Raw genomic sequence first — 12,495 nt, 5'->3', positions numbered from 1 at the left:
GAAGAGAGATGCGAAACATCACATTGTCGCAGGCCGTCAACGAGGCCCTGGCCGAGGAAATGCGCCGCGACGAGACCGTCTTCATCATCGGCGAGGACGTGGCGGAGGCCGGCACGCCCTTCAAGGTGCTGAGCGGTCTGGTCGAGGAATTCGGCACCGAACGGGTGATCGACACGCCCATCGCGGAACCGGGATTCATGGGGCTGGCCGTCGGCGCGGCCCTGACCGGTGCGCGGCCTGTCGTCGACCTCATGTTCGGCGATTTCATCTTCCTGATCATGGACCAGCTCTGCAACCAGGCGGCCAAGGCGCATTACATGTCGGGCGGCAAACTGAAGGTGCCCCTGGTCCTGCGCACCAACCTGGGCGCCACGCGGCGTTCCGCCGCCCAGCACTCGCAGTCCCTGCACGCATTGGTGGCGCATATCCCGGGGCTGAAAGTGGCGCTGCCGTCCTCGGCCTACGAGGCCAAGGGGCTGATGAAAAGCGCCATCCGCGACGACAACCCGGTGGTGATCTTCGAAGACAAGCTGATGTACAACGACAAGGCGCCTGTCCCCGAAGAGGAGTTCCTGATCCCGCTGGGCCAGGCAAATGTCCTGCGTGAGGGGCGCGACATCACCCTGATCGGTACATCCTCGATGGTGCAGGTCTGCCAGAAGGCCGCAGAGATCCTGGCCGGCGAAGGCATTGATGCCGAAGTCATCGACCCGCGCACCATCGTGCCGCTCGACGAGGCGACCTTGCTGGCCTCCGCGAAAAAGACCAGCCGCGTGATCGTGGTGGACGAAGGCCACCAGAGTTTTGGCATTACCGGGGAAATCGCCAGCCGGATCAACGAAAAGGCCTTTTACCATCTCGACGCGCCGGCGCTGCGCATGGGTGCGATGGACGTGCCCGTGCCTTTTTCGCCGGTGCTCGAGGACATCACCGTACCTACGCCCGAGAGCGTGGCAGAGAACGCGCGCCGGCTGATGTCGGGGGAGATGATCCATGCCGCATGACGTCATCATGCCCGCGCTGGGCATGGCGCAGGACAGTGGGCTGATTGTCGCCTGGCACAAGGAACCGGGCGAAGCCGTCGCAACCGGAGATGTCCTTTTCGAGGTCGAAACCGACAAGGCGACGATGGAGGTCGAAGCGCAGGCCGACGGCTTTCTGAATCGCGTCCGCGCACAGGCGGGCGAAGAGGTCCCGGTGGGCAAGGTGATCGCCGTGATCGGCGACAGCGCCGAGGAGGTGACCGACACCACCCCTGATGAGGCCGCGCCGGAGGATACGTCCGAGGACACGTCGGCCACCGCGGCGATCCCGGACGGCACCAGCGTGATCATGCCCGCGCTGGGCATGGCTCAGGACAGCGGCTTGATCGTCGCCTGGCACAAGGAACCGGGAGCGGCCGTCGCGGCAACGGACATCCTCTTCGAGGTCGAAACCGACAAGGCGACAGTCGAGGTCGAAGCCGGGCATGATGGCTATCTCGCCGCCATCCTGGCCGAGGCGGGCGAAGAGGCGCCGGTGGGCGAAACCATCGCCGTGATCTCTGCCGGGAAACCCGCCGCCCCGGTCCGGATCGGCCGGGCCGAGGCGGCGGGCAAAGCGCCTTCTGGCGAACCCCGCCCCCCTGCCCCCGTGTCCGAACGACCCGCGCCCCGACCGCCTGCCGTGCCAACCGGCGGGCGCATCCTCGCCTCGCCCAAGGCGCGGCGGCTTGCACTGGAACAGGGTCTGGACCTGAACCGCCTCGTTGAAGCGGGCCATCCACAGCCCTACCACGCCGCCGACATCGAAGTGCTGCGCGCCCTGCCCGATGAAACGGCGGCCGCCCCGGCGCAGGCCACGCGGCACCTGACCGCAGACCTGCCGCATGAGGGGTTCACGGAATTTGCCGAATGGGCCGCCGGAGAGGCTGACCTGACCGACGCCCAGGCCCTGCTGGCAGGTCTCGTGGCGGCCAGTCTTGACCGGGACAGCGCCACCATCCGCGTCGAAACCGAGGCCAGGGCGCGTTCCTACCATGTCCCCGCGGGTCCCCTGGGCGGGATCACGAGGGTTGAACCCGACACGCCCGCCGACCTCACCCTGCGCGACCTGCGCCAGAGCCGGATCAGCACGCTCGCCCTTGGAGCCGAAAACCACCCGGTCCTCACCCTGACCGCCAAGGCAGGCGGTCTCACCCTCACACTGGAATGCACCGGAGACGCCCTGAGCGCCCCGCAGGCGATTGCGCTGCTCTCCGGTTTCGCGGGCCGGATGGAGCAGCCGCTCCGCCACCTGCTCTGACGCATGGAGACCCTCATGGAATCCACCAATCTCTACATCAACGGCACATGGCGCGAGGGCGCGGAGCAGGAGCGGTTCGAGGTGCTCAACCCCGCAACCGAGGAACCGCTGGCCACGGTCGCCTCTGCCGGAATCGCCGATGCGGATGCCGCGCTGGATGCCGCTGAGGCCGCCATGAAGGACTGGGCCACGCGCACACCTCGCCAGCGCTCCGAGGTTCTGCGCAAGGCCTGGGAGCTGATGACCGGCCGGCTGGAGCATTTCGCCCGGCTGATCACGCTGGAAAACGGCAAGGCGCGCACCGACGCGATCGGAGAGGCGACCTATGCCGCCGAGTTCTTTCGCTGGTTCGCCGAAGAGGCGGTGCGCGCCGACGGGATGATCACCCATGCGCCCGCCAGCGGCGCGCGGATCATGGTCCAGCACAAGCCGGCCGGGCTGGCGGTGCTGGTCACGCCCTGGAACTATCCGGCGGCGATGGGCACGCGCAAGATCGCCCCGGCATTGGCCGCCGGTTGCGCCGTCATCATCAAGCCCGCCTCGGAAACGCCCCTGACCATGCTGGCGCTGATGCCGCTGCTGGAAGAGGCCGGCGTGCCGCCCGGGCTGGTCAACGTCCTGCCCTCGAAACGCACCGGCGCGCTGGTCGATCACATGCTGCACGATCCGCGCGTGCGGGTGGTCAGCTTTACCGGCTCCACAGGAGTCGGGCGCAAGCTCTTGCACTCCGCCGCCGACCAGGTGCTGAAACCGGCGATGGAACTGGGCGGCAATGCCCCGCTGATCGTCTTCGACGACGCGGACCTGGATGTCGCGGTCGAAGGCACGATGCTGGCCAAGATGCGCAACCTGGGCGAGGCCTGCACCGCCGCCAACCGCATCTATGTACACGAAACCGTCGCGGCGGAGTTCACCCGCCGCCTGTCCGCCGCCATGAGCGCGCTGAAACTGGGCGACGGCACCGATCCTTCGGTCGATGTCGGTCCGCTGGTCAATGCCGAAACCCGTGACAAGGTGGCCGACTTCGTGGCCGATGCGGTCGCCAAGGGCGCGCGGATCGAATGCGGCGGGACGGTGCCCGACGGCCCCGGCTATTACTATCCGCCCACGGTCCTGTCGAACGTGCCGGAGACCGCCGAATGCGTCCATGACGAGATCTTCGGCCCCGTCGCCGCGATCCAGACCTTTACCGATCAGGACGAGGTGATCCGCCGCGCGAACGACACCGAATACGGCCTCGTCGCCTATGTCTTTTCCGAGGATTTCAAGCGCGCCCTGCAGGTCTGCGAACGGCTGGACTACGGGATGGTGGGCCTGAACCGGGGGTTGGTCAGCGACCCCGCCGCGCCCTTTGGCGGGACCAAGCAATCGGGACTCGGCCGCGAAGGCGGGCACGAGGGCATGCTGGAATTCATGGAAACCCAGTACATTTCCGCAAGCTGGTAAGGGGACAGGAATGACCGACGTGATTGCAGCCCCCTCGGTGCGGACACTTGCCGCGAAAAAGGGGATCGACCTGGAAAAGCTGGCCCGCGACCTGGGCCGGACCACCATCGCCCGCGAGGACTTGGACCGCGACAGCCCCTCGCCCGCGCCCGCCGGGGACAGGGCCTACTGGGAGGTGGATCACGCCGCCTACGGCCCCGTCGCGGAAGAACCGATGAGCCGGATGGGCCAGGTTGCGGCATCGAACCTTGCCGCGGCCAACAGCCTGATCCCGCAGGTCACGCATCACGACCGGGCCGAAATCGGCGCGCTGGAGGCCATCCGCAAATCCCTGCGGGCAGAGTCGCAGTCGCGGGGCGTCAAGCTGACCTCGCTGGCCTTTCACGTCAAGGCGCTGGCCCGCGCCCTGCGGGAGTTTCCCCGCTTCAACGCCTCGCTCAGCCCGGACGGCAAAACGCTGATCCTCAAGCATTATGTCCATGTCGGCATCGCCGTGGACACGGCGCAGGGGTTGATGGTGCCGGTGATCCGCGACGCGGATCGCAAGGGCCTGTGGCAGATCGCTGCGGAAATCACGGATCTTGCCGCGCGGGCGCAGGACCGCAAGCTGGGACCGGGCGACATGGGGGGCGCCTCGATGACGATATCCTCGCTCGGCGGCATTGGCGGCATCGGGTTCACCCCCATCGTCAACCCGCCGGAACTGGCCATCCTGGGGATCACCCGGATCGAAACCGCCACCGCCTGGGACGGCGACAGCCCGCGCCCGGTGCAGATGCTGCCGCTGGATCTCAGTTATGACCACCGCGTCATCAACGGCGCCGATGCGGCGCGGTTCATGGTCTGCCTGGTGCGCCTCCTGTCCGATCCCCGGCGCATGTTGATCTAAACCCCATCCGAACGGATAGGGTCCCTCTCCCTTCACGGCCGTCGACCGTCCGGATGTCTGGATGCCCCAGGACACAGCGGCGTGCTACATCAGGTCCGTGGCCAGAACGGCACGCGCGAGCGGAACGCTCACACGGCAAAATGCCGGTTTTCCCAAGACCATGAGGTGAGAGATGACCGTTGTTCTGGATACCGACCCAATCCTTCAAGAAGAGTCGCGGCTGAAGAATGCTCTCTTTGTCATTCTGCTGGATGTCGTCGGCGTTGCCGGGATCACGCTGGGTGCGAACGCGGCGGGTATGAGCTGGGGCTGGTCCCTGGCCGTGGGCGCCGCCGCCGGAGCGGCAGCCACCCTGGCCAGCATGTCCATCCTGATCGCCCTGCTGCCCGTTGCCTCGCTGCGCGCCTGCCTGCCCTGGCACAAGCCAACCGAGGACGAGATCCGACACGTCTGGGCCATCGACCTCTGGGACGCGGACGCCGAGATCGAGCGCCTGCAGGCCCGGGCACGCCGCGCGGCCATGACGACCAGACCCCGGGCGGCGGCGTCCTTGCGCGCCGCCGCCTGATCCCAGCGCCCTGTGGACAGGATTGGTCAGAGCGTGAAGTCATCCGCCGTGAGACCGATGACATTCGCCACGCGGATCTCGGCATCCACCGATCCGTTGCCGTCGATGTCGAACTGCACGATGGTCGAGCCGGTGGGCGTCTCGACCAGGCGCAATTCGGGGTTCCCTGAGGGGGCGAAACCGGCGGTTCCTCGGAACTCGATGACACCGGGCGCAAGCCCGGCGACCACGATCAGATCGACACCCTGTTCAAAGTCCAGGATCTGATCCCGGGTCGCACCCGGCGCGGTATTGACCGCCGCCCGGAAGACGAACTGGTCCGCGCCTTCGCCACCGGTCAGGAAATCGCGGCCCGCACCGCCGGCCAGCTCATCCTCTCCGGCACGCCCGCGCAGGATGTCGTTGCCATCCCCGCCTTCGAGGATGTCATTGCCCGATCCACCGTCCAGCGTATCCGCACCCTCTCCGCCATCAAGATCGTCGGCCCCATCCTGGCCAACCAGCGCATCAGCCCCCTGGCCACCCAGCAGCGTGTCATCGCCCGAGCCGCCATTGACCACATCCGCCTCTGATCCGCCGAGCAGAGAGTCGTCACCGGCGCCGCCCATCAGCGTGTCCGCATCACTGCCGCCGTCCAGCGTGTCGTCACCGCCGTGCCCTACCAGCAGGTCGTTCCCGGTGCCCCCGATGAAACTGTCGTTTCCGGTGCCCCCGATCAACGTGTCATTCCCGGCCCCGGCATCGACCGTCCCGCTGACCACGCCTGATCCAAGGTTGCGCAGCATGTCAGCGTCATCGCCAAGGTCCACCTCCGTGATGATGCCCCGTTCACCACCAGGTCCGCCCCCGCATTCAGTCCAAGAGCGCCGTCGATCAGGCCGGAATTGTGAATGCGGTCGACGCCAAGGTTGCCCACGACATCGCCCACGATCGACCCCGAGTTGACCAGCAGGGACTCGTAGGCAACCCCGGTCGCGAAACGAACGGCGCCGGTCACCCCCGAGATTGCGCCGTGGTTGACCACCACCGCACTCTCTGTCCCGTCGTCAATGATGATGCCAAAGACCTCGCCGTCGATCACGCCCGTGGCGCTGTTGTGGATTCGGGTGCCGGCCGTGCTGGAACTGGAGAGGACCATTATGCCCACCTCTCCCTGCAACAGGCCCGAGTTGACGAACTCGTCCCCGGTCGATCCCCGGACCGCCGACCCGTTCGAGATCACATCGCCCGTGTTCTGGATGCGGAATTCGCCCGAACTGGCGTTGTGGTAAATCCCGATGGTATCGCCGGTGATGCTGCCCGTGTTCAGGATGCTGCCAAACTCGGACGAGGAATAGATGCCATAGACGCTGGCCGTCACGGAGCCGCTGTTGGTGATAAGCCCCTCGTTCGAGGTGGTCAGCAGGCCCGAGGCCGCGCGGGACACGACCGATCCCGAATTGTCGATGCGGCCGTTGACGATGCTCCCACTGACGTAGACGCCAAAAGAGAACGCGGTGACCGCGCCGGTGTTGTTGACCGTCCCGCCGCCGTCCAGGTAGATGCCCTGGCCTTCGGTCGTGACCGTGCCCGCATTGGTGACGTTGCCCCCGGTCCCGTCCAGCAGGATACCCGTGTCCCGGGCCAGGATGTCACCCGAATTGGCGACAATGCCATCAGCACCTTCGATCCGGACACCGTTCGCGCCGCCCGTGATGTCCCCGGAATTGTCCAGGCTGGCATCCGTCCCCCGCAGGTAGACCGCATCGTAGAGACGCCCGGTGATGGTGCCGCTGTTGACGACCCGCTGCAGCCCCAGGCCGGTGCTGAGCCCGTTGTCCGAGGTCGCGTAGATGCCATAACTTTCGCCAAGGATGGACCCGGTGTTGGCAATTGCCAATGCACTGCCAGCCTGGATACCGCTGTCCGCTTCGCCGGTGATGAGGCCCCGGTTGACGACATGGCCACTGTTGACAGCGAACTCGAGCCCGTTGCCCCCGGCGATAGAACCGTTGACGCCGTTGGAAATCGAGGTCCAATCGCTCTGGACATAGATCCCGTCCAGCGCCCCGGCGACGATGCCGTTGTTGGTGAAGGTCGAGTTGTCGGCCAGGGAATTGAACTCCATCCCGCGGCTCTGGCCGATGATCGACCCGGTGTTCGAGCCGGTGAAATTGGCGCCCGAGATCTGCACGCCGTCGTCGTCGGCATTGATCGTGCCCGAGTTGATGAGGACCGAATTGCCATTGGTCCCGTCGTAGTTCGCCACGACAACCCCGTCCGAATGCGCCGCGATGGAGCCGGCGTTCGTCACCCGGCCGCCATTGGCCAGGTTGATCCCGATCAGACCGGCGGTTATCGACCCGTTGTTGACGATGACCGGCTCGGTCGATTGCGATCCGCCTGAAAGGACCACCGCCGTACTGGCAGCGACGATACTGCCGTCGTTGGTGATCATGATACTGGAGCCAGTGCCGAAGATGCCGTTGAACCCCACGATCTGGCCGTTGAGGCCAATACCGATCTCGTGGTTCGACGACCCGTTCAGGTTCAGTCCCTGCGCGTTGTCCGACGCCAGGTAACCGTCGATCAGGATGGTCTGCGCGTTGGCCGAGCTGGCCACGTCGATCCCGTCATACCCCGTGCCCGAAGCCGCCAGGTAGACGCCATCACGAACGAGGATGGTGTTGGCGCTGGTGACAACGTCCAATGCGTCATCGGTTGTGGAATTCACGCTGCTCGGCAGGATGATGGCCATGATCTCAATTCCCTTTCAACTCTTAAATCAGGGCGCCCGGCGGCCACCGGAAACGAAAATGCTTCGGTCGGAAATAATGTGCGGATGATCCATCCACCCGGCGCGCATGGCAAAGGTTAACGCGGTTTAAGACGCGGGGCAAAGCGCTATGGGTGACCTTTGGTATCGCGCCATACCGCGGCCAGCATTGCCTTGCTGGCGCCAAGGTCCGACATAGTCGCAAACGCCAGAGGAGGGTCACCATGCAGGACAAACTGGAACACATGAGACAGGCGCTGGCCGGGCGGCCAGACCTCTTGCGTCTGGGCGCGCTCTTCTCGGAAACCGTCCTGCTGGAGGTGGACGCGGCGGAATACTACCTGACCTTCGACAAGGGCCAGCTGACGGCGGTCACTCCCGGACCCAGCCGCAAGACCCCCTGGCGTTTTGCCCTGCGCACCGACGCAGAGGCATTGGCCGCTTTCTGGGAACCGCTGCCCCGCGCGGGCTTTCACGACATCTTTGGCCTGGTCAAGATCGGCCGCGCGCGGATCGACGGAGACATCCTGATGCTGGTCAAGAACCTCCGTTTCTTCAAGGAATTCCTGGCCCTGGGACGCGCGGAGGTGGCAGCATGAGCATCGAGGCCATCACCGGGCGCTATGTCACCGTGACCGTCGCGGGACGCCCGCAGCGCATCTATTTCGAAGAGGCCGGCAGCGGCACTCCCGTCCTGTGCCTGCACACTGCAGGCGCCGACACGCGGCAATGGCGCCACCTGATGAACGACGACGCCGTGACCGAGACTCACCGCCTGATCGCCTTCGACATGCCCTGGCACGGCAAGTCCCTGCCGCCCGCGGGGTTCGAGCGCGAGGAATACCTGCTGACGACCGAGACCTACATAGACACGGTGCTGACCCTCATGGACGCGCTGGAGCTGGACAGGCCGATCCTTGCCGGCTGTTCGATGGGCGGACGCATCGCGCTGCAACTGGCGGCATTGCACGGCGACCGGTTCGGCGGCTTCATCGCCATCGAGGCGTCGGACTTTCAACCGGCCTGGTATGACATCGACTGGTTCGACCGGCCCGATGCCCACGGCGGGCAGATGGGCGCGGCTCTTGTCTCGGCGAATATCTCGCCCCATGCCCCCAGTACGGAACGCTGGAACACGCTGTGGATGTTCATGATGAGCGGCCCCGGTGTCTTTCGCGGCGACCTGAGTTTCTACACCCGCGACGACAGCCTGATTGACCGTCTCGACCGGATCGACACCCCGCAAACTCCGGTGCACCTGCTGGTCGGTGCCTATGACCTGACCTGCACCCCCGAGGACGCGCGCCGCACGGCCAAGGCCATCCCCGGCGCCACGATCGAGGTCATGGAAGAGCTGGGCCATTTCCCGATGAGCGAGCATCCCGAGGGTTTTCGCCCGTTCTTCCTGGATGCGCTGGCCCGCATGAAGACCCGGCAGACCGACGCCGCCTGATCAACCCATATCCTTCCGGACCCTGCGCGCGAATTTCTGCGCCAGGGTCTGGAAGTTGCGGGTATGGACCCCCTGGTTGTCGCCGCGCACGGCAAAGGAAATCGCCGTCCCCGGGTTGAACCCCTCGTAAACCCGGAACACGACGCCATGCCGGTCCGATTGCGAGACCGAACGCGGCACGACCGAGATGCCAACCCCCACCGAGACCAGCGACACCGCCGTCTGGTAGTCCTGCGCCAACACTTCGGAGGCGGGAATGAACCCTTCCTTCTTGCAGATCTCGATGATGTGGTCGGCAAAACTGGGCCGCGGGCGGCGCGGGTACAGCACGAATGTCTCGCGCTTGAGATCCGCCAGCGCAATGCGGTCCTGCCGGGCCAGGTCAGATTCCTCGGGAACCGCCAGGATCAGCGGTTCCTCGTGGATCGGGAAACAGCGGATCTCGTCGTCTTCCAGTGCCGGGCGCGCAAAGGCCACGTCGATCTGGCGTTCGATCAGGGCCGTCTTCAGCTCGGCGTTGTTCATTGCCGACAGGGCCAGTTCGATGTCCGGATAGAGGTTGCGAAACTCGCGGATCAGCTCTGGCAGCACGCCGTGACTGGCCGAGCCGATGAAGGCGATGCGCAAGCGTCCTGCCGCGCCCTCGCCGATCCGGCGCACCTCGCGTTCGGCCTGTTCCATCCGGTCGAGGATGTCGCGCGCGCGGGTCAGCAGGGCGTCGCCCGCCTGGGTGCGCCGGATCGCGCTGCGCGAGCGGTCGAACAGCGTCACGCCCAGTTCCGCCTCCAGTTGGGCAATCTGGCGACTGAGCGGCGGCTGGGCGATGCCCAGACGCGTGGCGGCGCGGCCGAAATGCAGTTCCTCGGCCACGGCCACGAAATAGGTCAATCGCTTGAAGTCCACGGCACTCCCCCCTTGGACCAACATCATCGGCCCGGCGGGGCGTGCCGACAAGGGATCATGCGGCGCGCACCGCCTCGCGCAGGCGGTCCTCGTCCAGATGCACGCCCAGGCCCGGCCCCTCGGGGAGGCACAGTTCAAAGTTCTCGAATTTCAACGGGTCGCGCACGATCTCCGACACATGCAGGCGCGGGCCGAAATGTTCGCAGCCCCAGTGCAGGCGCGGCAGGCTGGCAAAGACCGCCAGGTGTGCCGCCGCCCCGATGGATCCTTCCAGCAGGCACCCGCCATAGAGTTCCATCCCCGCGGCCTCGGCCACGTGCGCGGCTTGCCCCAGCGCCAACAACCCGCCGCTCTTGACCAGTTTCAGCGAATAGACACTGCCGCAGCCCATGTTGCCTGCGCGGGCAATCTCGCGGTGGGTAAAGGCGGCCTCGTCCACCATCAGCGGGATCGGGCTGTGCGCGGCGACCCGGGCCATGCCCTCGAAGTCATCGCCGGGCAGCGGCTGTTCGATCAGGTCGACGCCCAGTTCCTGCAGGTGCGGCAGGTAGCGGCGGCAGGAGGCCTCGGTCCAGCCCTGGTTCACGTCGACGACCAGCCGCCGCATCCCCGGCACGCCCTCACGCAGGCGGGTCAGGCGGCGCATGTCCTCTTCGGGGCTGGCAAATCCAAGCTTGATCTTGAAGTCCCGGTGTTCGCGGCGGTCCAGCTTGTCCTGCGCCTCGGCCACCTCCTGGTCCGCATCGCCCGAAGCCAGCGCCCAGAGCACCGGCACGCGCGACCGCAGAGCACCGCCAAAGAGCGTCGCCAACGGCACGTCCAGCGTGCGGGCGAGCGCGTCGAAGATCGCGGTTTCCACCGCCCCCTTGGCGGAATTGTTGCGAAAGGCCGCCCGCCCCATGCGGACCGCCGCCTCGGCGGGGTTCGAGGCGGAACACCCCTCCAGCGCCGGGGCAAGATAGCGCAGGATCACCGACTGGATGGATTCCACCGACTCCTCTGCCCAGCGAGGCCCGCCCAGAACCGCCGCCTCACCGATGCCCTCGATGCCGTTTTCCAGCCGCACCCGGACCAGCACGAATTCCCGGGTCGAGAACTCGGTGTTGGACAGACGGTGCTTGCGAATGCTGGGCAGGGCAAGGATGTCGGCCCGGATCTCGCGGATCGCCGTCTCGCGGACCAGGTCACGTCCGGCGGCAAGAGTCTCGACGATCTGGGCAGCGGTGTGCGCCATGTCAGGTTCCTTCTACTGGCAAGAAACGGGCGCTCCGCAGAGCGCCCGAGGTGGGGAGGATCATTCGGCGGCAACCGCCTCTGCCGCGGCTGCCGGTTTCAGGCGGAAATCGAACTGCATGACCAGGTCGGTATCCGCGCCTTCGGGCGCCGGGGTCATGTCGCCGATCAGGCTTTCCTTGACCGCGAATACCGCATCGTTGTCCAGGTATTCGGTCTGGCTGTCGTAGATCTGGCTGATGAGCGGCTTGTAGCCCTCTTTCGAGATCATGAAGTGGATGTGCCCGGGCCGCATCGGGTGGTGACCCATGAAGTTCAGCAGTTCACCCGCCGCGCCATCATAGGGGATCGGATAGGGTTCGGGACGCAGGCCCACGAATTCATAGCTGCCGTCGGCCTCGGTCAGGAAACGCCCGCGCAGATTGTAATCCGGCTGATCCGGGTCCTGCTGTTCATAAAGCCCGTTCGGCGCGTCCTCCCAGACGTCGATCCGCACGCCCTCGATCGGGTTGCCGGCCACGTCGACGATCCGGCCGGAGACGCGCACCGTCTTCTGGTTGTCGAAATCCTTCTGGACGATGCTGGCGCCCTTGGGCAGCACCGGCGGGTTCTCACGGTAGAACGGTCCCAAGACGGTGGATTCGCTTTCGCCATCGGTCACCGCGTTGTCCAGCATGTCGACCAGCACCTCGACACCCAGGATGTCGCAGATCAGGATGAACTCGTTGCGGGCCTCGCTGGAAATTTCGCCCGCGCGGCGCATCCATTCGCAGCCTTCCAGCCATTCGCCGTGCGTCAGGTTCACTTCCTTGGCGAAGGCGTGGAAATGCTTGATCGCGGCGGTCATGATCTCGCGGTTGCGGTCGGGGATGTCGGGCTTCATCGCCCCGGTGACGGCTTCGGTGATGTTGTCGAGTGTGATGTTACGCATGTCGGTCCTCCCATTGCGTGATGATGTTCTTTGC

At 65.9% G+C, this 12,495-nt stretch carries 12 protein-coding genes; 7 read left to right on the top strand and 5 right to left on the bottom strand.

Going from position 1 to position 12,495, the window contains the following annotated elements; all coding sequences use genetic code 11:
• Nucleotides 1-8 precede the first annotated feature (8 nt).
• From G9Q80_RS27850 to G9Q80_RS07190, 5 genes are all read left to right on the top strand, one after another.
• Complete coding sequence (locus G9Q80_RS27850) at nt 9-1,004, top strand: alpha-ketoacid dehydrogenase subunit beta (RefSeq protein WP_088713882.1); 996 nt, start codon at nt 9-11, stop codon at nt 1,002-1,004.
• Complete coding sequence (locus tag G9Q80_RS07205; protein WP_088713883.1) at nt 994-2,283, top strand: biotin/lipoyl-containing protein; 1,290 nt, start codon at nt 994-996, stop codon at nt 2,281-2,283. The genes G9Q80_RS27850 and G9Q80_RS07205 overlap by 11 nt, the downstream gene beginning before the upstream one ends.
• A 15-nt stretch (nt 2,284-2,298) precedes the next feature.
• The gene (locus G9Q80_RS07200) at nt 2,299-3,729 is read left to right on the top strand and encodes an NAD-dependent succinate-semialdehyde dehydrogenase (protein WP_088714146.1); all 1,431 of its coding nucleotides are present in this window, start codon (nt 2,299-2,301) and stop codon (nt 3,727-3,729) included.
• A 10-nt stretch (nt 3,730-3,739) separates the two neighbouring features.
• Nucleotides 3,740-4,618 carry a 2-oxo acid dehydrogenase subunit E2 gene (locus tag G9Q80_RS07195; RefSeq protein WP_088713884.1) on the top strand — a complete coding sequence of 293 codons (879 nt, stop codon included), beginning with the start codon at nt 3,740-3,742 and terminating at the stop codon, nt 4,616-4,618.
• A gap of 172 nt (nt 4,619-4,790) precedes the next feature.
• Nucleotides 4,791-5,186: a hypothetical protein gene (locus tag G9Q80_RS07190; RefSeq protein ID WP_069211688.1), complete on the top strand. Its 396-nt coding sequence runs from the start codon at nt 4,791-4,793 to the stop codon at nt 5,184-5,186.
• A 26-nt stretch (nt 5,187-5,212) separates the two neighbouring features.
• On the opposite strand, the gene G9Q80_RS07185 is transcribed toward G9Q80_RS07190, so the two are convergent.
• The gene (locus tag G9Q80_RS07185; RefSeq protein ID WP_088713885.1) at nt 5,213-5,971 is read right to left on the bottom strand and encodes a calcium-binding protein; all 759 of its coding nucleotides are present in this window, start codon (nt 5,969-5,971) and stop codon (nt 5,213-5,215) included.
• Nucleotides 5,902-7,923 carry a beta strand repeat-containing protein gene (locus G9Q80_RS07180; RefSeq protein WP_088713886.1) on the bottom strand — a complete coding sequence of 674 codons (2,022 nt, stop codon included), beginning with the start codon at nt 7,921-7,923 and terminating at the stop codon, nt 5,902-5,904. Before G9Q80_RS07180 ends, G9Q80_RS07185 begins: the two co-directional genes overlap by 70 nt.
• Nucleotides 7,924-8,165: 242 nt before the next feature.
• Here G9Q80_RS07180 and G9Q80_RS07175 point away from each other — a divergent pair, with 242 nt between their 5' ends.
• The gene (locus tag G9Q80_RS07175) at nt 8,166-8,540 is read left to right on the top strand and encodes a hypothetical protein (protein WP_088713887.1); all 375 of its coding nucleotides are present in this window, start codon (nt 8,166-8,168) and stop codon (nt 8,538-8,540) included.
• Nucleotides 8,537-9,394 (top strand): alpha/beta fold hydrolase, encoded by an 858-nt coding sequence (locus G9Q80_RS07170; protein WP_088713888.1) that lies wholly within the window; start codon nt 8,537-8,539, stop codon nt 9,392-9,394. Before G9Q80_RS07175 ends, G9Q80_RS07170 begins: the two co-directional genes overlap by 4 nt.
• On the opposite strand, the gene G9Q80_RS07165 is transcribed toward G9Q80_RS07170, so the two are convergent.
• Genes G9Q80_RS07165 through G9Q80_RS07155 form a run of 3 tightly spaced genes read right to left on the bottom strand, consistent with a single transcriptional unit; the run spans nt 9,395 to nt 12,461 of the window.
• Entirely contained in the window at nt 9,395-10,297 is a 903-nt protein-coding gene (locus tag G9Q80_RS07165) for a LysR family transcriptional regulator (protein WP_069211684.1), read from the bottom strand.
• Between the two features lie 55 nt (nt 10,298-10,352).
• Nucleotides 10,353-11,531, bottom strand: coding sequence for a muconate/chloromuconate family cycloisomerase (locus G9Q80_RS07160; protein ID WP_088713889.1), 1,179 nt, complete (start codon nt 11,529-11,531; stop codon nt 10,353-10,355).
• Nucleotides 11,532-11,591: 60 nt separating this feature from the next.
• Complete coding sequence (locus G9Q80_RS07155) at nt 11,592-12,461, bottom strand: dioxygenase family protein (protein WP_088668591.1); 870 nt, start codon at nt 12,459-12,461, stop codon at nt 11,592-11,594.
• Nucleotides 12,462-12,495: the final 34 nt, after the last annotated feature.

Origin of the sequence: Mameliella sp. LZ-28, assembly GCF_012274245.1 — a bacterium.
Classification (GTDB): domain Bacteria; phylum Pseudomonadota; class Alphaproteobacteria; order Rhodobacterales; family Rhodobacteraceae; genus Antarctobacter; species Antarctobacter albus.
The sequence above is the reverse complement of the archived record's forward strand: the minus strand, read 5'-3'. Positions and strand labels throughout refer to the sequence as shown.

Coding starts and splice junctions, on each gene's coding strand:
- G9Q80_RS07170 (WP_088713888.1), top strand. CDS start 8,537: ATGAGCATCGAGGCCATCACCGGGCGCTATGTCACCGTGACCGTCGCG.
- G9Q80_RS07190 (WP_069211688.1), top strand. CDS start 4,791: ATGACCGTTGTTCTGGATACCGACCCAATCCTTCAAGAAGAGTCGCGG.
- G9Q80_RS07185 (WP_088713885.1), bottom strand. CDS start 5,971: ATGCTGCGCAACCTTGGATCAGGCGTGGTCAGCGGGACGGTCGATGCC.
- G9Q80_RS07205 (WP_088713883.1), top strand. CDS start 994: ATGCCGCATGACGTCATCATGCCCGCGCTGGGCATGGCGCAGGACAGT.
- G9Q80_RS07160 (WP_088713889.1), bottom strand. CDS start 11,531: ATGGCGCACACCGCTGCCCAGATCGTCGAGACTCTTGCCGCCGGACGT.
- G9Q80_RS07155 (WP_088668591.1), bottom strand. CDS start 12,461: ATGCGTAACATCACACTCGACAACATCACCGAAGCCGTCACCGGGGCG.
- G9Q80_RS07200 (WP_088714146.1), top strand. CDS start 2,299: ATGGAATCCACCAATCTCTACATCAACGGCACATGGCGCGAGGGCGCG.
- G9Q80_RS27850 (WP_088713882.1), top strand. CDS start 9: ATGCGAAACATCACATTGTCGCAGGCCGTCAACGAGGCCCTGGCCGAG.
- G9Q80_RS07175 (WP_088713887.1), top strand. CDS start 8,166: ATGCAGGACAAACTGGAACACATGAGACAGGCGCTGGCCGGGCGGCCA.
- G9Q80_RS07180 (WP_088713886.1), bottom strand. CDS start 7,923: ATGGCCATCATCCTGCCGAGCAGCGTGAATTCCACAACCGATGACGCA.
- G9Q80_RS07195 (WP_088713884.1), top strand. CDS start 3,740: ATGACCGACGTGATTGCAGCCCCCTCGGTGCGGACACTTGCCGCGAAA.